Annotated in this window: 19 protein-coding genes; 9 read left to right on the top strand and 10 right to left on the bottom strand. The window is 69.3% G+C overall.

Annotated features, from left to right (window positions below):
* Window positions 1–49 precede the first annotated feature (49 nt).
* The 5 genes from C8E96_RS14115 to C8E96_RS14135 all read right to left on the bottom strand — a co-directional run bounded on the left by C8E96_RS14115 (window position 50) and on the right by C8E96_RS14135 (window position 7,257).
* Window positions 50–2,041: a VirB4 family type IV secretion system protein gene (locus C8E96_RS14115; RefSeq protein ID WP_091373310.1), complete on the bottom strand. Its 1,992-nt coding sequence runs from the start codon at window positions 2,039–2,041 to the stop codon at window positions 50–52.
* Window positions 2,041–3,288: a PrgI family protein gene (locus C8E96_RS14120; RefSeq protein ID WP_228769814.1), complete on the bottom strand. Its 1,248-nt coding sequence runs from the start codon at window positions 3,286–3,288 to the stop codon at window positions 2,041–2,043. Before C8E96_RS14120 ends, C8E96_RS14115 begins: the two co-directional genes overlap by 1 nt.
* 32 nt (window positions 3,289–3,320) lie before the next feature.
* Entirely contained in the window at window positions 3,321–5,609 is a 2,289-nt protein-coding gene (locus tag C8E96_RS14125) for a hypothetical protein (protein WP_228769815.1), read from the bottom strand.
* Window positions 5,609–5,953 (bottom strand): pilin, encoded by a 345-nt coding sequence (locus C8E96_RS14130; protein ID WP_091373317.1) that lies wholly within the window; start codon window positions 5,951–5,953, stop codon window positions 5,609–5,611. The genes C8E96_RS14125 and C8E96_RS14130 overlap by 1 nt, the downstream gene beginning before the upstream one ends.
* Before the next feature lie 245 nt (window positions 5,954–6,198).
* Window positions 6,199–7,257: a hypothetical protein gene (locus C8E96_RS14135; protein ID WP_091373321.1), complete on the bottom strand. Its 1,059-nt coding sequence runs from the start codon at window positions 7,255–7,257 to the stop codon at window positions 6,199–6,201.
* Between the two features lie 560 nt (window positions 7,258–7,817).
* On the opposite strand from C8E96_RS14135, the gene C8E96_RS14140 reads away from it, so the two are divergent.
* From C8E96_RS14140 to C8E96_RS14175, 8 genes are all read left to right on the top strand, one after another.
* A complete protein-coding gene (locus C8E96_RS14140; RefSeq protein WP_091373324.1) occupies window positions 7,818–8,900 on the top strand; it encodes a hypothetical protein in 1,083 nt (360 codons plus the stop codon).
* The gene (locus C8E96_RS14145) at window positions 8,897–10,153 is read left to right on the top strand and encodes a TRM11 family SAM-dependent methyltransferase (protein ID WP_176926749.1); all 1,257 of its coding nucleotides are present in this window, start codon (window positions 8,897–8,899) and stop codon (window positions 10,151–10,153) included. The genes C8E96_RS14140 and C8E96_RS14145 overlap by 4 nt, the downstream gene beginning before the upstream one ends.
* A complete protein-coding gene (locus C8E96_RS14150) occupies window positions 10,150–11,655 on the top strand; it encodes a DNA cytosine methyltransferase (RefSeq protein WP_091373328.1) in 1,506 nt (501 codons plus the stop codon). Before C8E96_RS14145 ends, C8E96_RS14150 begins: the two co-directional genes overlap by 4 nt.
* Window positions 11,652–12,581 (top strand): hypothetical protein, encoded by a 930-nt coding sequence (locus C8E96_RS14155; protein ID WP_091373332.1) that lies wholly within the window; start codon window positions 11,652–11,654, stop codon window positions 12,579–12,581. The genes C8E96_RS14150 and C8E96_RS14155 overlap by 4 nt, the downstream gene beginning before the upstream one ends.
* Window positions 12,582–12,645: 64 nt before the next feature.
* Window positions 12,646–13,392, top strand: coding sequence for a recombinase family protein (locus C8E96_RS14160; protein WP_091373334.1), 747 nt, complete (start codon window positions 12,646–12,648; stop codon window positions 13,390–13,392).
* 26 nt (window positions 13,393–13,418) lie between these two features.
* Entirely contained in the window at window positions 13,419–13,655 is a 237-nt protein-coding gene (locus C8E96_RS14165) for a hypothetical protein (RefSeq protein ID WP_133794451.1), read from the top strand.
* Window positions 13,656–13,999: 344 nt separating this feature from the next.
* The gene (locus C8E96_RS14170) at window positions 14,000–14,188 is read left to right on the top strand and encodes a helix-turn-helix domain-containing protein (protein ID WP_091373341.1); all 189 of its coding nucleotides are present in this window, start codon (window positions 14,000–14,002) and stop codon (window positions 14,186–14,188) included.
* 13 nt (window positions 14,189–14,201) lie between these two features.
* Window positions 14,202–15,425 (top strand): tyrosine-type recombinase/integrase, encoded by a 1,224-nt coding sequence (locus tag C8E96_RS14175; RefSeq protein ID WP_091374190.1) that lies wholly within the window; start codon window positions 14,202–14,204, stop codon window positions 15,423–15,425.
* Window positions 15,426–15,565: 140 nt separating this feature from the next.
* Here C8E96_RS14175 and C8E96_RS14180 read toward each other — a convergent pair whose 3' ends face one another.
* From C8E96_RS14180 to glnA, 3 genes are all read right to left on the bottom strand, one after another.
* On the bottom strand, window positions 15,566–16,852 hold the full coding sequence (locus tag C8E96_RS14180; RefSeq protein ID WP_091373345.1) for a PD-(D/E)XK nuclease domain-containing protein: 1,287 nt from the start codon (window positions 16,850–16,852) through the stop codon (window positions 15,566–15,568).
* A complete protein-coding gene (locus C8E96_RS14185) occupies window positions 16,849–19,104 on the bottom strand; it encodes an argonaute/piwi family protein (RefSeq protein ID WP_166657992.1) in 2,256 nt (751 codons plus the stop codon). The genes C8E96_RS14180 and C8E96_RS14185 overlap by 4 nt, the downstream gene beginning before the upstream one ends.
* A gap of 411 nt (window positions 19,105–19,515) precedes the next feature.
* Window positions 19,516–20,940 carry a type I glutamate--ammonia ligase gene (gene glnA, locus C8E96_RS14190; protein WP_091373348.1) on the bottom strand — a complete coding sequence of 475 codons (1,425 nt, stop codon included), beginning with the start codon at window positions 20,938–20,940 and terminating at the stop codon, window positions 19,516–19,518.
* A gap of 235 nt (window positions 20,941–21,175) precedes the next feature.
* On the opposite strand from glnA, the gene C8E96_RS14195 reads away from it, so the two are divergent.
* Window positions 21,176–21,658 carry an RDD family protein gene (locus C8E96_RS14195; RefSeq protein WP_091373351.1) on the top strand — a complete coding sequence of 161 codons (483 nt, stop codon included), beginning with the start codon at window positions 21,176–21,178 and terminating at the stop codon, window positions 21,656–21,658.
* Window positions 21,659–21,839: 181 nt separating this feature from the next.
* Here the strand turns inward: C8E96_RS14195 and C8E96_RS14200 are convergent, their stop codons facing one another.
* Window positions 21,840–22,601 (bottom strand): GNAT family N-acetyltransferase, encoded by a 762-nt coding sequence (locus C8E96_RS14200; protein WP_091373354.1) that lies wholly within the window; start codon window positions 22,599–22,601, stop codon window positions 21,840–21,842.
* 69 nt (window positions 22,602–22,670) lie between these two features.
* Entirely contained in the window at window positions 22,671–23,399 is a 729-nt protein-coding gene (locus tag C8E96_RS14205) for a DUF4191 domain-containing protein (RefSeq protein ID WP_091373358.1), read from the bottom strand.
* Window positions 23,400–23,447: the final 48 nt, after the last annotated feature.

Genomic DNA, 23,447 nt, shown 5'->3' on the forward strand with positions numbered 1-23,447 from the left:
AAAGCAGCCGAAAGGTGTCCGGAGAACGGAAAGCGACGAGCGTTGGTGTTCAGGCGGCGTCGAGGTCGACTTGGTCGCCGGAGTCGATCGACCCGAACTCGTCTGCCCCGGCGATGTCGTCGTGGTCGTCGCCGAACCCGAGGTCCACATAGGACTGGCTGGTATCGTCGGAGTCGTCGACATAGCCGTCGGCGGCGTAACCGGCCAACTCGGCCGGGTTGCTCGTGACCAGGTAGTGCTCGGTGGGCGAAGCCAGAGTGTGGAACGCCACCCGCTGCGTACCCGCCGACAACAGGCCCTGACCTCGATCTGCGCTCAAGAGGAATTGGCGTTCCCCGGCGGACAGGTCGAACGTCGTCGTGATGTCGTCGATGGCTTGCGACGCCTGCCGCAACAACACCTGGGTGGCGGCGTTGGCAATGACAGCTCGGCCGAGATCCGAGCCGAGCACGTCGGCGGTGTCCTGAGTCGCGACGGTCAGCCCGGCCCAGTGTTTCCGGGCTGCCTTGGCCATGCGGAACAGAAACTCCGCACCCGTCTTCTCCTTCATCAGCAACCACGCTTCGTCCACGACCACGAGGCGGGGGCGGCGGATCGCCGGGTTGGACACCCTGCGCCACACCGCGTCCAGGACGAGGAGGGTGCCGATGCTTTTCAGCTCGTCGGGCAAGTCCCGCAAGGAGAACACGGTCAGGTGGCCTTCGGGGTTGGTGGTGGTCTGGCCGTCAAAGAGTTGCTTGAACGCGCCCTCGACGAACGGGTGCAACCTCGCCGCGAGTTCGGCGGCGGCCCGGTCCCCGGCCTGACCCGCGGCGGCGAGCTGGTCGCGCAACCCCCGCAAGGTCGGCGCCGGGCGGGTCCAGGTGCGGGCGTCGGCGGTGATCCCCACCGCCTGATAGGTGGCGGCGATGCCCCGGTCCAGGGCGGCCCGCTCGGCGGCCTCCAACTCGGTGCCGACGAGCACACCGATCACCGTGTGCAGGAACAGCGAGCGGCGGATCAAGGCATCTTTCGGTGCGGTCCGGCGGCCGTCGGCGCGGGTGTGGATGGGCAGGTCGAACGGGTTGAGCCGCACCCCGGCACCGCCAAGGTGGACGTAGGTGCCGCCGACGGCGGCGGCCAGGCGGGCGTACTCGTCCTCCGGGTCGACCACAGCGATCTCGATCCCCCGATAGAGGCTGCGTAGCAACTCCAGCTTCACCAAGTAGGACTTGCCGGAGCCGGAGCGGCCGAGGATCACCGAGTTGTGGTTGTGCATGGCCGGGGCGAACCGGTCCCAATGCACCAAACTCTGACTACCGACGTTGTAGCCGTAGAGCACCCCGGACGGGGCGCCCACGCTCGTCGGGTCGGCGGCCGGGAGATCCGGGGAGGTGAACGGAAACGCCGCGCTGAGTGCCGAGGTGTCGAAGGTGCGGCGCATCCCGATCAGGTCCAGGCCCATCGGCAGACAGCTCACCCAGCCCTGCAGGCTGCGGTACGTGGTGTGTTTCGCGTCGAGCAGCAGGCTGGCGCACAGCGACCGCAGCGCCGCCACCTCATCGGCCAGCGACCGTTCGGATATCGCGTGGATCGTGAGGTACAAGCCGACCCGGTACAGCTTGCCTTCGCCGCGGGCGACCCGGCTGGACAGGTCGTAGGCGTCCTCGGTGGCGGCTTCGACGTGCGGGTCGTGCAGGCGGCCGTGCTCGGCGGTGTGCCTGCGCCCGGACTCGAGCTTGGCGAGCTGCTTGCGCAACCGGGCGGCGGCGGTGGCCGGGTCGATCGGCTCGACATGCAGGCTGACATCGACACGGCCAGGGTAGGTGAGCAGCGGGGACAACCAGCCGGGGTGCACCTCACGCGGGAACCCGGTGATGCCGAAGCTGGAGACCCACTCGCCGCCGACTTCCAGGTGCCTGGCGCCGACTGACAGCGAGTCCGGGGTGAACGCGGCGGCCCCGTGCACAGGGTTGTGGACACGGTTGTGGATGGATTCGCGGGCGGCGGCTCGGGTCGTGGGGCCGCGGTTGCCGCGTCCGATGCGGGCTCGGGTGGCCATCAGAACCGCCTCCGTCCCAGATCGTCGCCGACATCGTCGTCCTCGTCGCTGTCGTCCTCGTAGTCCCGGTCGTCGTCGGCTTGGCCGTCCCAGGTGTCGTCCTCGTCGCTGTCGTCCGGCACGCCCTCAATGCCGCCGGACGACCCGTCGGAGTAGGGGTCGGACTGCTGCCCGCCAGGGCTGGTGATGACCTCGTCGGCGCCGGCCATGTCGGAGGTGGGCGGCAGGAGGCTGTCGGGGTTGCAGGCGCTGGCGAGGACGGCGGTGGCCTGCCCGGCGTCCAGCGGGGTGACGACGATCCCGGCCGGGCCGAGCAGTTCGATCGCCTCGCCGAGGCGGCGGACCAGCCGCGACTCGGCTGCCCGCCGCGCCGCCGCGCTCGCCGCACTGGTGGCGGCCTCAGCGCGGCGGTGCCTGCCGCGGGCCAGCGAGGACAGCACGGCCACCGGGCCGGGGCCGCCGAGCCCGTCGCCCGCCGCCACGGCACTGTCGAGGGGTTCGCGCAGGACGAGCAGGACCTGGCGGCAGAGCAGGTCGGTCTGCTCGCTGAGCTGGGCGAGGTAGTCCGCGTGCTCCAGCGCCGCCGCCTCCAGGGCGGGGTGCGGCAGCCCACCCGCCCGCGCCCGCAACTCGCTGATCTGACCGGTCAGGTCGAGCCGTTGCGCCCGGACAAGCACCTGCACCGGCGCGGTCAAGCTGTGGAGGTAGCGCCCGAACGAGGCGACCAGGCCCTCTTGTTCCTGCGCAGTGCGCAAAGCGAAGTTCACGGTGCTGGCCACAGCGACGACGGCGAGGCCGTCGGGGCCGAGGTCGACGACGCCGGTGTCGGTGACTGCCCGCGCCGGAAGCCGCAAGGCCGACGGCGAGATCTGCTCCCGCCCCGGCGCTGCGCTGGTGCCGCGGCGCCCGCGGCGGCGGGGCGCCGTGCCCGTGCCGCTGGCCGCCGTGCTCGCGGCGGTTGTGAGCCAGTCGGGGGCGGGCCGCACACCTTCGGGGGCGGCGACGCGGTGCCGTGGGGCGACGCGTTGGCGGATCGCGGCGATCAGCAGCCGGTCCATGCTGACGCCGTCGCGGTGGCCGAGCGCGAGGATCGCGGCGGCGGCCCCGACGGGAACAGCGAGGGCGAGGAACACCGGGACCGGCACCACCGCGCGGGTCGCGGTCCAGGCGGCGTAGAGCACCAGACCGGTGGTCGCGAGTATGGCGAGTTGGCGGGCGGTCAGGGGACCGAGGACACGATCGGCCATGTCCACATCCGCCGGGATACGCACAGGGGAAGTCACGGTGTGCCTCCAGACTTAGGCGGTTTCGGCGAGGTGGAGCGCGTGGGTTTGGGCAGGTCCAGCGGCAGCCGGAGCTGGCCTCCCGTGCGTGGCGTGGACCGGGCCGCCGGAGCCGGTGACGCGGCAGCAGGTGGTGTCGGGGGTGGGGTGCGGCGGACGCCGTCCAGCGGCAGCGGGTACTGCCCGGTCCGGTTGGCGCGGTTGCCCTTGTAGGGGTCGAAGGGCAGTTCCATCTGCGTGCTGCGCGTGCGCGGCGTCGGTGGCGCAGGTGGCGGTGGCGGGCTCGCGGGCCGCGGTGTCCGGTGGACGTTCAGCGGCAGCGGGTATTGCCCGGCCCGGTTGGCGCGGTTGCCCTTGTACGGGTCGAACGGGAACTCCAGTTGCTTCCCGCCACGCGACCGCGCACGTGGAGCGCCCGTCTCGGGCCGGGCGGGCGTGGTGGGTGTGACTCGCTGGATGTCGAGCGGCAGCCGGTACTGGCCGTCGCGCCCGAGGACCGGCTTGTTCTCCGGCCAGTCGTCCCCGAGCGGCAACGCCAACTGCGTCCCCCGCGTCGACGGTGTCGGTGGCGACCACTGCTTCCGTTTCGGGGCGTGCTTCACGTGCGCAGGCGGTTGTGGTTTGCCGCGCTTGAGGCCCTTCAGCGGCAGCATGTACTGCCCGCCGGCGGTCGCCTGCGGCTTGGCGTACGGGTCGACCGGCTGCCCGCCGCCGCTCTTGCCGCCCGCCGGGCGCGACTTACCGCCGCCGCCGCCGCGGAGCAGGCCGAAGGTCTTGTAGGCGACGAACGCACCGACCAGACGCCCCAGCAGCGACCGGCCACCCCCGCCGCGCACCGAGCTCAAGATCCAGAATGGGATCTTGAACAGGATGTACATCAGGGCGAGCGCGACGAGCAGGTTGACCAGCCCGCCGGTAGTCGGGCCGAAGAGGTTGACGCCGCCGGGGGTGAGAAGCACCTTCATCGCGGTGATCAACGTCAGGCTCTGGCATACCTGGATCGCCAGGCACCCGCCGAATGCTTTCCACCACCACTTCGCGATGCCCTCGGTCTGTGGCAGCGCGTGGAACATCAGCGCGATCGGAGCCCCGGCGATCAGCACGATCGTGGCGGCGACGCGCACGATGTAGGTGATCAGCAGGACGACGAGCATCCCGGCCAGAGCGATACCGATCAGGATGATGAACACGCCGCCGGTGGTGATCGAGCCGGTGACGAGTTCTTTGATCGCAGTGCTCGCGGAGTCGGCGTCGACGCCACCGCCCATCACCGCCTGGGACACGGCGTTGGCGATCGTGATCGCTTTGCTCGCCACCCACAAGGACAGGGCTCCGGCGAGGAACCCGACCACGATTCTCGGTGCGATCTCCTTGACACTGTGGCGGGTCTGCAGGGTCTCGTAGCCCATGAGCAGGACCCCGGTGATCAGGACCAGCATTGCGTAGGAGGCGAGCAGGATCTGCCACGAGTTGTTCCACAACTCCCCGATGCGCGGCATCGACTCCGGTGTGGGCGTGGTGAGCAGCGTCCGGGACAACAGGTCCAACAACGGGTTCAACGCCGAGGTGACGATGCCGCGGAAGAAGTCGTTGATGGCGTTGGTGATGCAGCCGCCGATCGCGGTGATCCCGCACTCTTCCCGCCCGTTGCCGCCCTGGCCGGGCTGGTTCGTGCCGGGGTTGGTCGGTGGCGGTGCCGACGTGGGTTGCGGGATGCAGCCCTCCCCGGTGCACGGCGGCGGGGCCGGGACGGTGGGCGCAGGTACGCAACCGACCTGCGGTATCGGTGAGTCGGTCACGCACGGCGGCAGACTCGTCGGGATGGGCAGCGGAAGCCCGGTAGGTGTCGGATGCGGGGGCACCGTCGGCAGGGAACAGATCGGGCTCGGCGAGCCCGGCGGGCACCCAGGAGCCACCGTCGGGACCGGCGGTGGCGGGGGCTGCGCGGCGAGGGGAACGCCGCCGGGCGCGGAAGCCGCGGTGACGTCAGCGTTGACGGGAAGGGCACCACCGAGCAGAACCGCCAAGCTCACCGTCACCAGCGCGAGCGCGCGACCTCGCGTGATGCACGGCAGCCACCTCTCCAGGCGGCGCAGCCACCGGTGCGGGCTTGCACCGGTGCGGCCGGCGCCGTCGGCGCAGGGGGGTGCGAGCAGCACCCGGTCGCCGTGGCCGGGGCCTGCGGATCGGCGTTGGGTGGGCGTCTCGGTACTCGGGCCGCGGACGGTCGGAGCGGCCGATGCCTGGCCTCGGGTGGGCACGGTCGGCACTGGTCGGTGCGACATCACTGCGCCCCCACGATGCCCTTGAGCACGGTCACGACCAGCGGTGCGAGCGCCGCGAGGCAGTAGCCGATCGCGGCGGCCTTGAAGCACTCCTTGGCTTTTTCCTGCTCGCCCGGATCACCCGCGCCGATGACCCGGCGCACCCCGCCGATGGTCAGGAACACCGTGGCGATGCCGGCCAGGATGCTCATGATCCAGTTGCGGATGTTGCGCAGCACCTCGTCGACCGACTCGACCATGGCGAACACGTGCGTGGTCTCCGCGTGCGCCGCCGGCACCGCTGCGGCGGACAGCACCACGGCGAGCGCGGCGACCTCGGCGAGCACCACGGCCGTGCGCCGCACCGTGCCGCGCCGCGCCGCGGAAACCGCGCGGGCCGCGGCAACGGACGGAGCCGACGGGGACTGAGTCGACGAGGCGTGCGCGGTGGAGGTCGGTCGGGACCGGCGGGCGAGAACCCGGCCTGCGGACGCACTCGGCAGGGGCGAGGGCGTGACCGGGCCGCGGCGTGGACGGTGATCGGAAGGAGCGTCAATACCGTCGCGGCGAGTGGCGCGGTGGTCGGGTCGGGGGTGGCGGAGGGAATGGGTCAGGCGGCGCATGGCGGCACCTCCGGAGTCGCGTTCGACGGCTGCCCGGTGGTGTGGGCCTGCTGGTCGAGCGGGGTGGTGTGCGCGGGGGCGGCTGGTGTCCTCCCGCAGCCCAGGACTCCGAAATCGGCCCTCTTTTCCGAAGGCCGATACCGAACCGTTATCGCCAACTTCTCAGCCGAATTGCTCACCCTGCGTGACTTGCCGCGCGGTCGGCGCAGGCCGGATCCGTCGCCATCGGCGGCCGCGGTGATAGTCACGGCGCCGACGGCCGCGATCTCGACGTCGCGCTCGCGGCGATCGCCGGGATCGTCGTGCGGGGCCTGCTCGGTCAGCCATGCGACCAAGCGGGCTTCGGCCTGGCTGCGCATCGCGTGCAGGGCGGAGACCTTGACGCCGGCGTCGACCGCGGCGGCGGTGAGCGGGTAGTCCTCCAGGCGGGTGGAGCCGATCAACTCGGCCTCGTCGCCGGTGATGACGCCCTCGGCGACCGCGCGCGCCAAGACGAAGTCCGGGTGACCCGAGGGCGGGGCGGGCTCGCTGGAGCCGAAGCTGTTCCACGCGGGCGTCGGGCGGTCGAGCGCGTCGCGGATGAACAGGTGTCCGGCGCGCAGCGCGGCGCACCGCAACCGCCACATCACCCACGGCCGGACCAGGTCGATGGTGGCCAGCTCGGACAGGAACCCGGTCAGGACCGCGCTGTGGATGTCGCGATGGTCGTCGGCGAACTTCGCCGACAGCCGGGCGGCGATGGAGACCAGCGCGGGCAGTGCCACACCGACGCACGCCACCGTCCACGCGCCGCCCTCATCGCGGGAGCGGGTGATCAGGTGCATCCACACCAGGTCCACCGCCGCCAGCGGCAGCGAGGTGTCGAGCAGCAGCTCGCGCAACTCGTTCACCGGCACGCGGCGGGCGGGCAGGCCGGGGAAGAACCGGCCGTCGACGGACAGCGGATCCGGGCCGGTGGTCAGCCACTCGAATGCGGCCCGCGCGGACTCCAGCGGCAGGGAATCGGGCTCGAAAGGCGTGTCACCGAATACGCGACTCGGGGCCATGGTCGGCTCCTTTGCAATGGTCGAAACAGCAATGACCATCACAGGAAGCCAAACCGCGTCCCCCAAAACGCAACAGAACGCCACCAAAAGTCCACCACAACGCCACCGATGATCTCCGGTGATCGTTTCCAGCCGCAACAAAGATCATCCCGACTCGCGCGATGGCCACTCTGGTCGACGAGATGGAGATCGTTTGATGATCATCGGTAATAGCCTTCTATCTGCGGAAATGATGGTTTGGTGGCGTTTCGGTGGCGATCCGGTAATAGCCTGCCGGTGAGTCGGACGCCCCGACCGGCGTGCCCGCGACGCACAGTGGGCAGGCGTGCGGAAAATGTCCGAGAAAACTCTCGACAGCACAGAACCTGAAGGGGAACAGGCAGCAACATAGGCGCGCTTGTGTGGCCCTTTGAGCCTTTCGGGTAGCGGCGTGGGCCCCGAAAGCGGGCGATAAAGATTCGGTAACGGGTCCGGGAATCTTGGGTGTTTTTCGGAGTCCTGGGGTGTTACAGGCCGCCACGCCCAACGCGGCACACCCTCGAAGACTCTGCGAGGTTCCTATGCCCCAGTCCGATCAGCCCGCGCGCCGTACGGCGTCGCACGGCCCGAAGCGGCGCGGCGACTCCACCCGCCCGGCAGGGCGGCTTCCCGGAGGTGAGCGGCGGCCTTATCCGACCGCTGCGACCACCACCAGGGTCAGCCCCGCCAAGCCCGGCTCCACCACCCGCGGCCGGTCACGCGGTTCGGCTGCGACGCCGACTCCGGCGACGGTGTGGACTGCGGGCGGATGCGGGATCGACCTCGACGCGGCCTGGCCCACGCCGCTGGTCGAGAAGATCGTCGCCGCGTTCAGCGCGCCCGGCGGGCGGGTCGCGCTGCTGCCGTGGCCGACCTCGAACACCACCTCCGGGCGGCGGCGCGGGTTCGGGGTCGTCGACCCCGACGGGGTCATCCGGCACGCCCCCGACGGCACCTCCGGCGACGCGGCGGACGGCGAGTTGTCGGCCGCGCTGGACGCGGTCGAGCACCTCGGGCGCCACGGCCGCGTGGTGCGCGCCGCCGCGCCCGAGGAGTCCGCCGGGCCGGTGTCGCGGCCGTTCTGGGCCGACCTCATCGGCGACCCCACCCCACCCTCGGCGGTGGTCCCGACGGCGTCCCCGCACGGCTTCGACACCGTCTCGCCGGACGCGGACTTGGTCATCACCAGCCTGCCGCCCGCCGACGCCGGCGACCGCGTCGGCGACGTCGTGGCACTGCTCGCGGCCCGTCTGCTGCGGGTCGGCGGCATCCTCGCCGTGCTCACCCACAGTGACTGGTCGGGGGGTGAGTTGGTCGACCCGACCGGTGCGGTGGTGGCCGCGGCGCAGAACGCGGACCTGCTGTACCTGCAGCACGTCGTCGCTCTCCACGTGCCGGTCCGTGACGGCCGGTTCGCGACCGAACTGCTGCCCGACGCCGACGGCTCGGCCGCCGAGCGGCGGGCGCGCACGGAGCACCGCGCGGTGGTGCGGGGGCTGCCCGCCCCACACACGCGGATCCATTCCGACGTCCTTGTGTTTGCCCAGCCGCATGAGCACGAGCCGCCCCCGGCGAGCCCGGTGGATCCGGCCGCGCAGGCGCCGCAGACGGGGGGCGCGCGATGACCGGCGCACCGACTCCGCACCCCGGCAACCCCGCAGATCACCGGCCCCTCTTCAGCGCACTCGACCGGCAGGAAGGCACTCCCGTGGCCGACGACCGCACCCCCGCCACCCCGTCACCCGACGGCGTCGCGGACGCGCCGACCGTGCGCATCCCGCGCGCGCTCATCAACACCCTCGACACCACGAACTCGAACACGAACACCGCTGCCGGTCGACCCGTGTTCAGCTCGGTGCGCGACATCCTCGACGAGACCACCGCCGACACCGACACCGACACCGACACCGGCGAGGTTCCGGTGTCGGTGTCGGTGTGGACGACCGCGCAGTCCGCCCCGGCGGCGCAGCGCAAGGGCCGCTTCGTGCCCGAGTCGACCGCGCACCCGGCCAAGATGCTGCCCGCCGTCGCCGCGCACGCCATCGCCCACTACACCCGGCCCGGCGAGCTGGTGCTCGACCCGATGGCCGGGATCGGCACCACGTTGGTGGAGGCCGTGCACGCCGGGCGGCGCGCGGTGGGAATCGAGTACGAGCCGCACTGGGTCGATGTCGCCCGCCGCAACCTTGCGCTCGCCCGCGACGCCGGGATCGAGTCCGAGGGGCAGGTGTTCCACGGCGACGCCCGCCAAATCGCCGCGCTGCTCCCGCCGGAGTACCTCGGGCAGGCCGCGCTCGTCGTCACGTCTCCGCCGTATGGGCCCTCCACCCACGGGCAGGTCTCGGTCGCCCCGGGCAAGGGGGTGCAGAAGTACCACCACCGCTACGGCAGCACTTTGGACAGGGGGAATCTGGCCAACATCGGGCACCACCGGCTGCTGACCGGGTTCACTCGGATCCTTGCCGGGCTGGTGCCGTTCCTGAAGCCGGGCGGGCACATCGCCATCACCATCCGCCCCTGGCGCGAGCACGCCGAACTGATCGACCTGCCGTCGCAGATCCTCGCCTGCGGCGTGCACGCCGGCCTGATCCCGGTCGAACGCTGCGTCGCCCTGCTCGCACGCGCCGGCGATGGCGAACTGGTGGCGCGCGGGTCGTTCTTCCAGCGCGACTTCATCCGCAAGCAGAGGGAAAACGGGCTGCCGCTGCACCTCATCTCGCATGAGGACGTGCTGGTGTTCCGCACCCCGCTACACCGCTCGGGTCCGGGAATCTCGACGGACCTTCAGGAATCCCGAAGGTTCGTCAGCGGCCAGACGCGACACGCCGGGAACCCCGGTGGTGCTGGCTCGGGCGTGTCGGGGAGCCGGGCGGCATGAGCAGCCGACCACATCGCGCCACCCGCCGCTCAGGGCACGGCTGTGCCCCCGCCCTCGTCGCCGTCACCACGACAGCGGCGGGGGCGGGGCGGGCGGCCACACCGCCCACCGTCGCGGACATCGCGCCCGACACACTCTCCGTCACATCGAGTGCGGGGCCGGTCGTCGGATCGGTGTGCACCGGCTACGGCGGACTGGACCTCGGAGTGCTGGCCGCGTTCGGCGGCGGCCGGATCGCGTGGTGCGCCGACCCCGACCCGCACATCACCCAGATCCTCACCGCCCGGATGCCGGGTGTGCCCAACCTCGGCGACGTCCGCACCATCGACTGGGCCACCGTGGAACCGGTCGACGTGCTCACCGCCGGGTTCCCGTGCCAGGACATCTCCGCCGCGGGCAAGCGCGCGGGCATCGAGAACGGAGCGCGCAGTGGCCTATGGACCGACATCGTGGCGGGCATTCGCCTACTACGACCCGCGCTCGTCGTGGTGGAGAACGTCGCCGCGCTTCGCTGGCGCAACGGAGGTCTCCACCGTGTACTCGGCGACCTGGCCGAAGCAGGGTATGACGCGCTCTGGCGTAGCGTCCGCGCCGCCGACATCGGCGCCGCCCACCGCCGCGAGCGAGTGTTCCTGCTCGCCTGGCCCCGCGCCCACGCTGCCTCGGATGCTGCCGACACCGCAAGCCCCCGACGGCGACAACCGGGGACCAGCCGACCCGGTGCGACGCCGAGCTGGTGGGCACCAGGTGAACCTGCACGCCGCGGTGGACGCGGTGCTGAAGCTGCTGCCGACACCGACGGCCTCGGATGCGAAGAACTGCACGCACCGGACACAGAGCGGTGGGCCGTCGCTGCCCGACGAAGCCCGGCTGCTACCGACTCCGAGGGCCTCGGACACCGGCACACCGGGACGGCGAGCAGGCTCGGGGTTCCGGCCGCCGCTGTCGCAGCAGGTGCTGCCACTGACCGACCCGCAAGCGTTCCTCCCGACGCCGCGGGCAACCGACGGGACGAAAGGCTGTCCGGCGCAGCGGGGCAGCAAGGGCGACCTGATGCTGCCCTCGGCGGTGATGCGGCTGCTCACCCCGGCCAGCACGACCCCGGACGGCGACGGCACCTCGTAACCGTCCCCACCCCGCAGGACCCGGAGCGGGTGTCGGCGGGTGGCGAGGTGGCGTGGGGCGCCTACGCCCCCGCCATCCGACGGTGGGAACAGGTCCTCGGCCGGTTGGCGCCGTACCCGACACAACCAGGCACGCATGGCCACCCCGTCCTTGCCCCCGCCTTCGTCGAATGGCTCCAAGGCATCGAGGCTGGCTGGGTCACCGGCCTTCCCCTGCCGCGCACCGCGCAACTGCGCGCGCTGGGCAACGGCGTCGTCCCGCAGCAGGCCGTCCACGCCGTCGGGCTGCTGCTGGCCGACCTCGCCGCCCTCCTCAACACCGACACCGGCACCTCCGCGCGGGGCTGCGGCCACAGGCTGGAGGCGAACGCGGCATGAGCAGCCGGACGCTCACTTCGGATTCGGGACCGGCTTTGCGGTGCTTGAGTCTCGGCGCCGGTGTCCAGAGCACCACCGTCTTGTTGTTGGCGTGTGAGGGCGTGATCCCGCGGTTCGACGTCGCTCTGTTCGCCGACACCGGCTGGGAACCCAAGCAGGTGTACGCCAACCTCGCCCGGTTGCGCGACCACGCCGCGAAGTACGGGATTCCGGTGCGCACGGTGTCGGCGGGCAACATCCGCGACGACGCCCTCGACCCGGACCACCGGTTCGTCTCGATGCCGCTTCACACGTTGAATCCGGACGGCAGCCGAGGCTTGGCGCGTAGGCAATGTACTGCGGAGTACAAGATTTCGCCGCTGAAGAAGGCGGCGCGGGAGCTGCTCGGATACCCGCACCCCCGACGGGTTCCGCGCGGCCTCTACATCGAACAAGCGATCGGCATCTCCACCGACGAGTTCGCGCGCGCCAAGGACTCCGGCGTGAAGTATCTGCGCAACGTGTTCCCGCTGATCGAGCTGGGCTGGGACCGGACCCGCTGCGTCGAGTACCTCGCCGAGCGGGGCTTCGCCGGAACGGTGAAGAGCGCGTGTGTCGGGTGTCCTTTTCACGGTCGGGCGGGCTGGAAATGGCTGCGCGACAACGATCCCGACGGCTGGGCCGAGGCGGTGGAGTTCGACAAGGCCATCCGCCACGGCCACCCGCGCGCCACCGCGCAGGGCCAACCGTTGCGCGGGCAGTACTTCCTGCACCGCTCCTGCCAGCCCCTCGACCAGGTCGACCTCGACCCGCCCGCGCCATCGCCCGCGAAACGGCACCTGCGGCTGATCACCGCCTCGACGGTCGAGGAGGACGGCGACCCGGATGGCTGCTCGCCGTGGTCGTGCCGCTCCGGCGAGGCGGTCGACCACCCGCGCGCCGCCTGAGCGCCACGTCACCGACTGCACCCCTCGGGCCGTGTCGCGGCCCGCACGCATTTCGGAGATCACCATGACAACGAACACTTCAGGACACGAGCCGGACGGCGAGATTCCGCGGTGGGCGGCGACCGCCGGCCAGGGGTTCCGGGCTCCGCGCTGGGCTGCCCGGCTGCTGTGCTCGACGCGCCGCCTGCCAACCCCGGACCCGAACGGACTCCACACCGCGTCGGACGTGCCGAACCAGGTACGTCAGCAGGTGTTGCGGGAGTACCACGCCGTCAACCTGGACCACGCGCGCCGCGCGTCAGAGGAGATGGTGCGCGCCGGGTTCAACACCGGCCTGATTCCCTACGGCTACCGCGCCCAGCGGGTCCGAGTCACCCCCGAGGGTAAACGGCCGCGGTGGCGGACCCGGCTGGTCGTCGAGCCGGTCGAGGCCAGCACCGTGTGCATGATCTTCCTCTGGCGGGGCCACGAACGGCTGCACCTCTCCGAGATCGTCCGGCGGCTGTCCGCCGCGCGGTACCCGGCGCCGGTGGACCCCGAGACCGGGCAACCCGGTGTGTGGACGCGGGCGGTGGTGCGGTCGATCCTGCGCAACCCGAAGTACACCGGCCGCCAGGTCTGGGGTCGCCGCCACCACAGCAGGCGCGCACCGCGTGAGCGGTGGGTGTGGTCGCCGGTCTGGGCGCACCCGCCGCTGATCACCGTCGAGGAGTTCGCCACCGCCAACCGCCGTGCGTGGCGGGTCGCCACGCCCCCGGACACGCCCGGCGCGGTAGAGGCGCAGTGGTCGGAGCCGGGGCGGGCCGCGTGATGGCCGCGAACCACTACCCGGACGGCTTGACTCCGCGTGTCATCGCCGCGTTGCAGCGCGAGGTGTACGACGAGCTCAAGCGGGAGGGATACCCCCTCCCGTCCGACAGTGGCGTCGAACGCGGACACCGTCGTACTGCGGTGGAGACCGAGACCGTGGACGACCACACCGAACCGGCCGTCGGCGATGGTGTTGCCCGGCTCACTGAACCCGACTCCGCAGGGAGCGGCGATGCCGCCGAGCTGACCAGCGATGCCGCGTAACGCAGGCGCGCGCCGCCGCCCGGTTGGGGCCATGCACGCGGACCCACCCAATCCGGTCCCCGCCGCACCGGCCCGCCGGGCGCGGATTGCCCGCCGGGAACGCCGCACGGCGCCAGTGGGCCGCCCGCCCCGGCCCGATCCCGGCGACCGGGACATGGCCGGTTAACGGCGAAGTAAAAGGCGTCACTGCGCATTGCGCTTGACGACGGTCGCGTACAGAGCGTGGATACATCGTGGTCGCCAATTTGGAATTGCGTGGCCTCAATTCCTGTCTCGGTGCGCGAAAGGTGCCGTCATGCCAAAGACGTTCAGGATTTCTCGACCAGCGTGTTTTTGGAGGGCTGATGGACAAGCCTGCGAGTATCGACCGACTCTGGACTATCGAGGACGTCGCAGACTATTTGCGTGTCCCGGTCGAAACCGTACGCGCCTGGCGGAAGAACGGTTCCGGACCGCCCGCGCGGAAGCTGGGAAAACATCTTCGGTACGACCCGGCCGCCGTTCGTCGGTGGGCCACAGCCGACGCCGCGTAGTGGGGGAGTGACGATGGCGCACATCCAGGACCGCTGGTACAGCGACAAAATCAACCCCGACACCGGGGACCCGGTGCTTGACGCCAAAGGAAAGCCGGTCAAGCAGCGAACCTCGTTCTATGGCAAAGGAATGCGGTACAAGGTCCGCTACATCGACCCGGACGGGCAGGAACGCTCGAAAACGTTCCCTGACCGCAAACTGGGCGCGGCGCAGGACTTCATGCACCAGATGGAAAACGACAAAACGAAAGGAACCTACCTCGACCCCGACGCGGGCAAGGTTCCGTTTCGGGATTTCGCCGAGACCTGGCTCAACTCCCAGACCTTCGAGGAATCCACCCGAGAGGGAACTGAGATCCGCCTGCGGCTCCACATCTACCCGTACCTGGGCAACCGGCCGCTGCGCGCGATCAAGCCGTCGAATATCCGGGAATGGGACCGCGCGCTCCAGAAGAAGGGCCTCGCCGAGACCTACCGGCGCCTGATCTTCTCGAACGTCAAGGCGATCTTCGCCGCCGCCATCGACGACGAACGACTCAACAAGAACCCCTGCATCGCGAAGTCGGTCACCGCGCCGCGCGGCGAATACCCCAAGATCGTCCCCTGGGTACCCGAGCGCATGCACGCCGTTCACCAGGCCCTGCCGGACCGGTACAAGGTCACGGTGTCCCTCGGAGGTGGCTGCGGGCTCCGCCAAGGGGAGGTCCTCGGCTTCTCACCCGACGACGTGGACGCCGACGCGGAAAAGCTGCGAGTCGAACGCCAGATCAAGCTCGTACGCGGGAAGCTGGTGTTCGGCCTGCCCAAGCACGGCAAGACACGGGAGGTCCCGCTGCCCAGCGAGGTGCGGATCGCGATCAAGGAACACATCGAGCAGTTCCCGCCGCTGAAGATCACGCTGCCGTGGGGCGACCCCGACGGCGAACTGGTCACCGTGCCCCTCCTGCTCCACACCCGCGAGAGCACGCCCATCCACCGGACCTACTTCAACCGGCACGTCTGGCGACCAGCACTACACGAAGCAGGCGTCACCGAGCCGGTACGAGCCGACGGATTCCACGCCCTACGTCACTTCTACGCCTCCGTGCTGCTCGACGCGGGCGAGAACATCCGGGCACTGGCCGAATACCTCGGCCACGCCGACCCCGCCTTCACCCTTCGCGTCTACACCCACCTCATGCCCTCCAGCGCGGCCCGCACCCGTTTGGCAATCGACCGCATCTTCGGCGGCGAGTAACACCCTGACTGACTGGCGAGTGGCGGCCGACTTTCCCGGCCGCCACTCGCTGTGCCGCGTGTCGCCTGGCAACCTGCCAAAGGGACGGTGGGTTTACCTGACATCGCTCCAGACAGCCTGATCTTGGCGGGGAGACCACCTCAGCGTGATTTGTTGCGTCGGCGGGCGGTTCGGTCGGGTGCGGGTACGTGGCTGGGTCGGCTGGCGATGATGACGTCGGTGATGTCGGGCATCTTGAGCAGGGCGTTGCGGGTCGTGCCGTGTTCTTGCACGGAGGCGGATTCGTCGTAGATGAACACGGCCAGCTTGCGATAGGGCTCGTTGTCGGTGAGGTAACCGACGTAGTCCTGGATGATTTCCTTCTCGAAGGTCTTGAAGTCGGCCGCCTTGCGCGCGTACTTGACCTCGACGAGCAGACCAAGCGAGGGGATGCCGAAGTCGGCGCGGTAAGTACTGTGTCCGAGTTTGCGCAGGGTTTCCTCGTCGACCAGGTCGTCGAAGACCGGGCGCAGGATGAGCCAGAGGATGTTCTGGACTTCGCGTTCCTCGGTGATCGGCCAGCGGATGGGGTGGTCAAGAGTGTCGTTGTCGTAGCGCCAGTGGCGCATGGCGTCCTCGAATCGGCCCAGCAGTACGCCTACATGGCTGCGGCTGAGGATGAGGTCGTCGACGCTGGCTGTGACGATGTGCGTGGCTGCCGCGAGCAGAAGCGCGGCCCGCGATGCTGAGGACGGTTCCGTCTGTCCCAGAATGACGCCGCTGAGCAGCCGGGAGCGCAGGCCGTGTAGTTCATGGGGGTCAGTCAGTTCGACGTTCCTGTCGGCAGTCACAAGCCAGTGGAGGCCGGCGAGATCGACCGGGTCGTCGAGTTGGCGTGGGTCGGGTCGGAAGGCTGCGGCGGCCGCGATGATGTGGCGTGCGTGCTGGTGGAACATCCCGAGCAACGCGGTTGGGGGCCGTAGGCGTTGATCGTGGAGTATGTCTGCCAGCCAGGTGCGGGCTTGGGGAACGTCCTCGTGCGCGGCGTTGACGGCCAACGCGATTCCGACGACCTGGCCGGGGTCGTTGACAAAGGTGACGCCATCGACCTGGAAGGGGTCCTTGCGCATCAGCGCCGGAAGTCCTCCGGTGAGGTGGCGTCGGCCGGTGTGGGATGCGGTGGAGGGGAATCCTGCGAGCCCGTAGCCGAGGACGGCCAGGCCTGAGGAATGAGCCAGGCGGTCCTCGTTGTCCTGTAGCCATTCCGGGGTCATGGGGTTGACGTTCCACGCGAAGTTCACTCGGTGGTCGCCGAGGATGTGGTGGGCGAGCAGCCCGTCGAGATTGCCGGGCAGATTCGCGCGCAGCACGAGTTGCTCCAGGCTGGTGATCTGCGCTGCCAGTTGCCCGGTTGGGCTGGCAGCGTCTGGTGTGTCTGACGCGGTCACAGGAACCACCTGCTGGAGCGCAGTTTTGTGGCGAGGGTGTCGGGGTTCCAGTTCCGCACGTGACGGAGGTGACCGAGAAGGTCGGCGATCAGGTCGGAGTACAGGATCGTGACAGGTGTACCCGAGGGATACATCCTGCGCCAGGACATCGAGGTGAAGCGGAACGCCTGCCGGGCGAGATACTCGATGTCGGTGAAGGTGGACTGCTGGTGCAGTTTCAGCAGCAGCGGCCTGGGTGCGCCGTGCAGGGCGCTTTTCAGGTCCATCGGGCCACTGACGGCCAGCAACGTTTCGTGGGTGCCGATCGGGACGGCGTAGCCGCGATTGGGCACGTAGTGGCCCTTGGCGCGTCCGTTGCCCCAGCCTGATATTCCAGCGCTGGCGCGGTCGAACATCATCCATTCGTGGTCCGTGCTCACGTGCACGAAGGCGAACTCGACCTTGGTGTACTGGCTGGTGAGGTGTTCCACCAGTTCCTTGACCGCGGTCGCCTCGGCGTCTTTCAGCGGCTTGAACACGTGGAAGACGAGGCGGATCTCGTCGCCGGGCTGCCAGGCGTTGCGGGCCTTGATGTCGTCGATGCACTCGGTCAGCGATCGCAGAAGTTCGCGGGGGTAGTCCTCGTAGTCCGCCTCGCGGGAGGTGTTGGACAGCAGGTAGTTGCCGTCGGCGCTGAAGACGGTGGTGATACCGACGACCCGCTCGGGGGCAGAGTTGCGGCTGGCTTTGACGTGGGCGCTGCCGATCCCGATGACCAATTCCTGGGTCAAGGCACGCGGCGCGGCGATGACGAAGGGGATGCCGCCGAGCTTGGCGTAGCAGGCGAGGGCGATGCTGTTGAGCGGATAGGCGAGCTTGGCCTGTCGGGCGGTCTCGATGCGGATCTCCTGGACCGGGACACCCTGGCCCATGAACGTCGACTTCGCGACCAAGTAAGGGCTGTCGTCCCCAGTCAGATGCACTTGGGCTTCGCTCGTGATGACGATGGCCAGATCGATCTCGCCCGCTTGCAGTGCCGCCTGGCACGCCTGCCGGTAGGCACCCGCGTCGGTCGGGCTGCCGTCGAAAGGCTGCAGGCGCACATCGCAGCCGCCGAGGTGGTATTTGCGGATGAAACCTTGCCCGTAGACCTTCTCGCCTTGAACACCGTGGAGGAACTTAGTCATGAACTGCTCCACGATGCCTTTGTGAGCGCGTGGGGTGACCACCGCGATGCGCGGCTTCTTCTTCGCGAAGAACTCCACGTCGAACGGCCCATAATCGTCCAGGCCGCGGTCAGCCGAGCGGTGGGTCTTGTCGCCCGCTTGGTCGAACTTGAACGTCGGCGCCTCGCTGAAGCTCCACGTCGCGGCTTTAGCGGTGCTCGACGAGCCGACTGGTGGCTCCAGGGTCACCGATAGACCGTGGGCGATCTCCAGGGGACCGCGGCTGGCCAGGCTGTTGGCGATCTCGATCGTCTTCTCGAACCGACCAAACGCGCCGAGCAGTCCGAACGTGGCCAGCTCCAGCTCCTTGATGATCTGCGCACCGTCTGCGCCCACCACCGTGTTGATCACGGTATGGAAGATGTCGCGGCGGCTCTCCAGCCACGCCTGGCCGACCGCGACGCGCGGATCGCCGGGCGCATCCCGCAGGACCAGGTTGGGGCCGTCAACGTGGTCCACGGCCCCAACGTTGCGGCGGGTCGCAGTGGGGTCCATATGCGCGAACGGTGCGATTGAGCCGTCGTCGGCCACCACGTAGCAATCGCGGACGTTGACCCCGAGCCCGATCAACTCCTCGACGGTCAGGTCGATCTCGTAGCGGGTCTTCACCCCGACGATCACGCCAGGTGCACCGGACGGTCCGACGGCCCTGCTGTCGAGGACGTACTGCGGGAACACGTGCAGATTGCGCACTGCTTCAGCCCTGTGACCTCGGGTGGCCGCCGCGAGCAGATCCTTGCCCTCCCGCCGCGATACGAAGCTTGCCCGTCCGGGCTTGCGCAGCGTGTAACCCCAACCCACCACCGAGCGCAGCAGCGCCTGTTGCACCAGCCGCATCGTCAGCCGTCGATAATTCCTGGTTGCGAACGTCGTCGGCTTCCCGTGCGTTTTGGCGTCGGCTACCAGCGGGACGCAGGCGATGCCTCCGCGTGTCCTGGACACCACGTGGGTGTTCTCGAGTTCCGCACGCAGCGCGTTGAGCTGGTCGGATGACTCGAAGTCGACCAGACCGCCGTCGTACGTCTCTGCCGAGAAGGTGACCGGCACGAAGTTGAAAGCGAGCTGTGGTGAACCCTGCCGCTGCCCACGCATGTCGCTCACGTCTTGCGCCCCTCTTTCCCCGATAGGCCCACGGAACCGCGCTGGTGTGGCCTTCGGTGCCGCCCGCATCCCTCCAGGTGACCATCATGTCACCCGGCCCCGACGGTTTCCGGTGGTCGCAGCGTCGACCCGGCACCGGTGATGGCGAAGGGGTGACTGAGGGTGGGCGCGGTTCTTCCTTGCGCCAAGGGCGTTGTTGCGGGTCGCTGAGCTGCGAGGACCGCCGGTCCTCACCCACCGTAACGAAATCATGGTCCCGCCCAACCGGGCGGGACCATGATTTTTCGCTATGACGGCCTGTAGACGGCCTGGGGCGGTCGAGAACAGGCGTTTTACCAGGTCAAACCCGGTATGCGATCACACGTCGTAGTACATGCCGAACTCGTACGGGTGCGGACGCAGGCGCAGCGGGTCGATCTCGTGCTCGCGCTTGAAGGCGATCCAGGTCTCGATCACGTCGGGGGTGAACACGCCACCCTCGAGCAGGTAGTCGTGGTCGGCCTCGAGCGCGTCGAGCACCTCGCCCAGCGACGCGGGGACCTGCTGGACCTCCTTGGCCTCCTCCGGGGGAAGCTCGTAGAGGTCCTTGTCGATCGGGGCCGGGGGCTCGATCTTGTTCTTCACGCCGTCGAGGCCCGCCATGACCATGGCCGCGAAGGCCAGGTACGGGTTGCCGGACGAGTCCGGGCAGCGGAACTCGACGCGCTTGGCCTTGGCGTTGTTGCCCGTGATCGGGATACGCACGCAGGCCGAGCGGTTGCGCTGGGAGTAGACCAGGCTGACCGGGGCCTCGTAGCCGGGCACCAGGCGGTGGTAAGAGTTCACCGTGGGGTTGGTGAACGCCAGCAGCGACGGCGCGTGGGCCAGGATGCCGCCGATGTAGTGGCGGGCGGTGTCGGACAGGCCCGCGTAGCCGGACTCGTCGTAGAACAGCGGCTCGCCGTCCTTCCACAGCGACTGGTGGGTGTGCATACCCGAGCCGTTGTCGCCGAAGAGGGGCTTCGGCATGAAGGTGGCCGACTTGTTGGCCTCCCACGCCGTGTTCTTGATGAGGTACTTGAACAACTGCAGGTCGTCCGCGGCGTGCAGCAGCGTGTTGAACCGGTAGTTGATCTCAGACTGGCCCGCGGTGCCGACCTCGTGGTGCGCGCGCTCGACGGTGAAGCCACCGTCCTGCATGTTCAGCACCATCTTGTCGCGCAGGTCGGCGAAGTGGTCGACCGGCGGCACGGGGAAGTAGCCGCCCTTGAAGCGGGTCTTGTAGCCCTTGTTGTTGCCGCCCTCTTCGGCGCCGCTGTTCCACCAGCCCTCGACCGAGTCGATCTCGTGGAACGAGCCGTTCTCCGTGTAGTCGAAGCGGATCGAGTCGAAGATGTAGAACTCCGCCTCGGCGCCGAAGAACGCGGTGTCGGCGATGCCGGACTCGGTGATGTACTGCTCCGCCTTGCGCGCGATGTTGCGCGGGTCGCGGGAGTACGCCTCCTTGGTGAACGGGTCGTGCACGAAGAAGTTGATGATCAGCGTCTTCTCGGTGCGGAACGGGTCCAGGCGAGCCGTGTACGGGTCGGGCAGCAGCAGCATGTCCGACTCGTGGATCGACTGGAAACCGCGAACCGACGAACCGTCGAACGCGAGGCCCTCGGTGAAGGCATCCTCGTCGAACGCGGACGCGGGGACGGTGAAGTGCTGCATCACGCCGGGCAGGTCGCAGAACCGCACATCGACGAACTTCACTTCTTCATCTGCGATGAAGCGCAGGACCTCGTCGGGAGAGTTGAACACGCTCGTTGACTCCTTCGTATTCTCCGCCGGTCCAATCCCGGCACATCGCGCGAGCGGGCAACCGTCCCTGCCTGCGATCACGGCCGCAGTGCCGTGCCCGCTCTGCGTGATGACGCTAAGAGGGTGGTGTTGCCCGACCATCACCGAGATGTTTCGCCGATGTTAACGACGGCCGGTTTTGCTCAAGAGGATGCCAGGAGCGGGCACGGATGGCACTTCGTCCTACGCTGGTGGGGTGAGCAGATGGACTGGTTCGTGGTTGTCCGGCCCCAGCGCGGCCATCGCGCCCACCGACGGTGAGATCCGGTGGCGGGGCGACCGGCTCGGCCTGCCCGAACGCGGCTCCGGCTCGGTCGCCTCGCCGGCGATCCGGCTGGGCGCGCTGATGATCGATCTGGTCTTGGCCTCGCTGGTGACGTCCCTTTTCGTGCGCAGGGACTTCGACGACCCGGCGACGATGTGGACCTTCAACCTGTGGGCCATGGGGGTGTGGTTCGTGATCTCCGCGGTGGGGGTGTCACTGGCCGGATTCACCCCGGGGAAGGCCATCCTGGGGATGCGGGTGGTGCGGATGGATGGGACGGCGCTCGTGGGGCCGTTGCGGGGGATCGCTCGGACGGCGTTGGTGGGTGTGATTTTGCCCGCAGCCATCAATGACAAGGATGGTCGGGGGTTGCACGACCGGCTTCTCGGGACGCTGGTTCTGCGTACCCGCTGATCCGCATTTGGGCGGTTTGGTGCCTGTTTGGGTGGTTCGCCTTGATTTGGGGACCCCGCCAAATGGGCCTGTGCGGGTCAAAAGGCGAGGTCAAGGAACTTCACCCGCACCGCGAGTTTAGGCCCATTTGCCCCAAATCAAGGCGAACCACCCAAACAGGCCGTTGGGGTCGGGCCGTCACCTAGTGCTGTTCGCCAAGATGGATGGCGTCCGCCACGTGGGCGAACCCGACTTTCAGGTAGACCTGTTCCGCACCGTCGTCGCCAGGAGTGAGCCACGCCAAGGTGACGCCTGCTCGCTCGGCGGCTGTGCGCACGGCGTACGCGGTCACCAGTGTCGCCAGGCCCTTGCGGCGGTGTTCCGCGGCGGTGGCGATACCGGCGATCTCGGCCACCCCGTCGGCGACCCCGCTCCAGAACGCCACTGCGACTGGCTTGCCGTCCAAGCGGGCGAGCACTGATCCGCCGCTTTCCGCGGGACCTGGCTCGCCACTGACACCCGGCTCACCGGGCGCGCCGAATGCGATGTGCGCGACGGCGTTGGCGGCGGTTGCGTCGCCCGCGGTGGTGACGCGTTGGATGGTCACGCCGTGGGGGATCTCGGGAACGGTCACGTCGGCCGGGTCGACAGTCATCACCGGTATCCGGGCGGTCACCGCCAGACCCGCGGCGATCAGGAGGTCGGCCGCGCCGGGGCTGGCCTGTTCGATCAGTTCGAACCGGAGCAGGCCGGGCGGGAAAGCGGCGCGGAGGACCTCCACGCTGTCGGCGAGGTCGGTCACCCGCTCGCCGGGCTCGGTCGCCACGGCGTAGGACGCCATCGGGTGGCCGCCCTCGGTGAGCATGCCGGTGAACGGCCCTGCCGGGATGACGGTCTTCGACCGGGCCAGCCCGTCGCGTTGGGCGGTGGCGATTCGGGTGGCCAGGAGATCGGTTTCAAGCACGGACGGGACCGTAGTCCGGCCGCCGTCGTCGTCGCCCCCGAATTATCGAGGGCGACGACAACAACTGGTCTAACGGCGGCGGAGGGTCCGCTGCACGCTGCGCATCTTGGCGCCGGGGGGCATGGGGCCCTTCGGCATGGCCGCGCCGCGGTTGGCGATGGCGGCGAGACGCTTCTCCACCGTGTCCATCTCGGCCGGGCGCAGGTTGTTCGGCAGCTTCATCAGGTGCCGCTGCAGGTTGCGCAGCTGGACCTGGCCCTCTTCGTTGCCGACGATCACGTCGTAGATCGGGGTGTCGCCGACGATGCGGGCGATGCGCTTCTTCTCCTGGGCGAGCAGGTTCTTCACCCGGTGCGGCGCGCCCTCGGCGACGAGGATGACGCCGGGCCTGCCGATCACCCGGTGGACCGCGTCGAGCTGCGTGGTGCCCGCGACGGTCGGGGTGACCCGCCAGCGGCCGCGCAGGTTCTCCAGCGCCCAGGCCGCGGCGCCGGGCTGGCCGTCCGCCTTCGAGTAGACGTTCTTCTGCACCCGCCTGCCGAAGATGATCACCGCGGCCAACGCGCCGAGGGCGATGCCCACCGGCAGCAGGAACCACTCGATCCCGAGCAGCAGCCCGATGCCGAAAACGACGCCGGTCACCACCAGGAGGGCGCCCAGCATCCAGGGGATGAGGGCCTTGTCCTCCTTGCGCTGCATGTTGAACGCCTGGAAGAGCTGTCCGCGCTTCGCCTTCGACGCAGCCTTGCGCGCCTTCTTGGCTTCCTTGGCGGCCGCCTTGTCCTGCTTGTCAGCCATAACCACCAGGATACGGTGCGTGGTCCCGCGTCCGTCGGGTGCGCTCTG

The sequence above is a fragment of the Actinokineospora alba genome, assembly GCF_004362515.1.
Taxonomy (GTDB): domain Bacteria; phylum Actinomycetota; class Actinomycetes; order Mycobacteriales; family Pseudonocardiaceae; genus Actinokineospora; species Actinokineospora alba.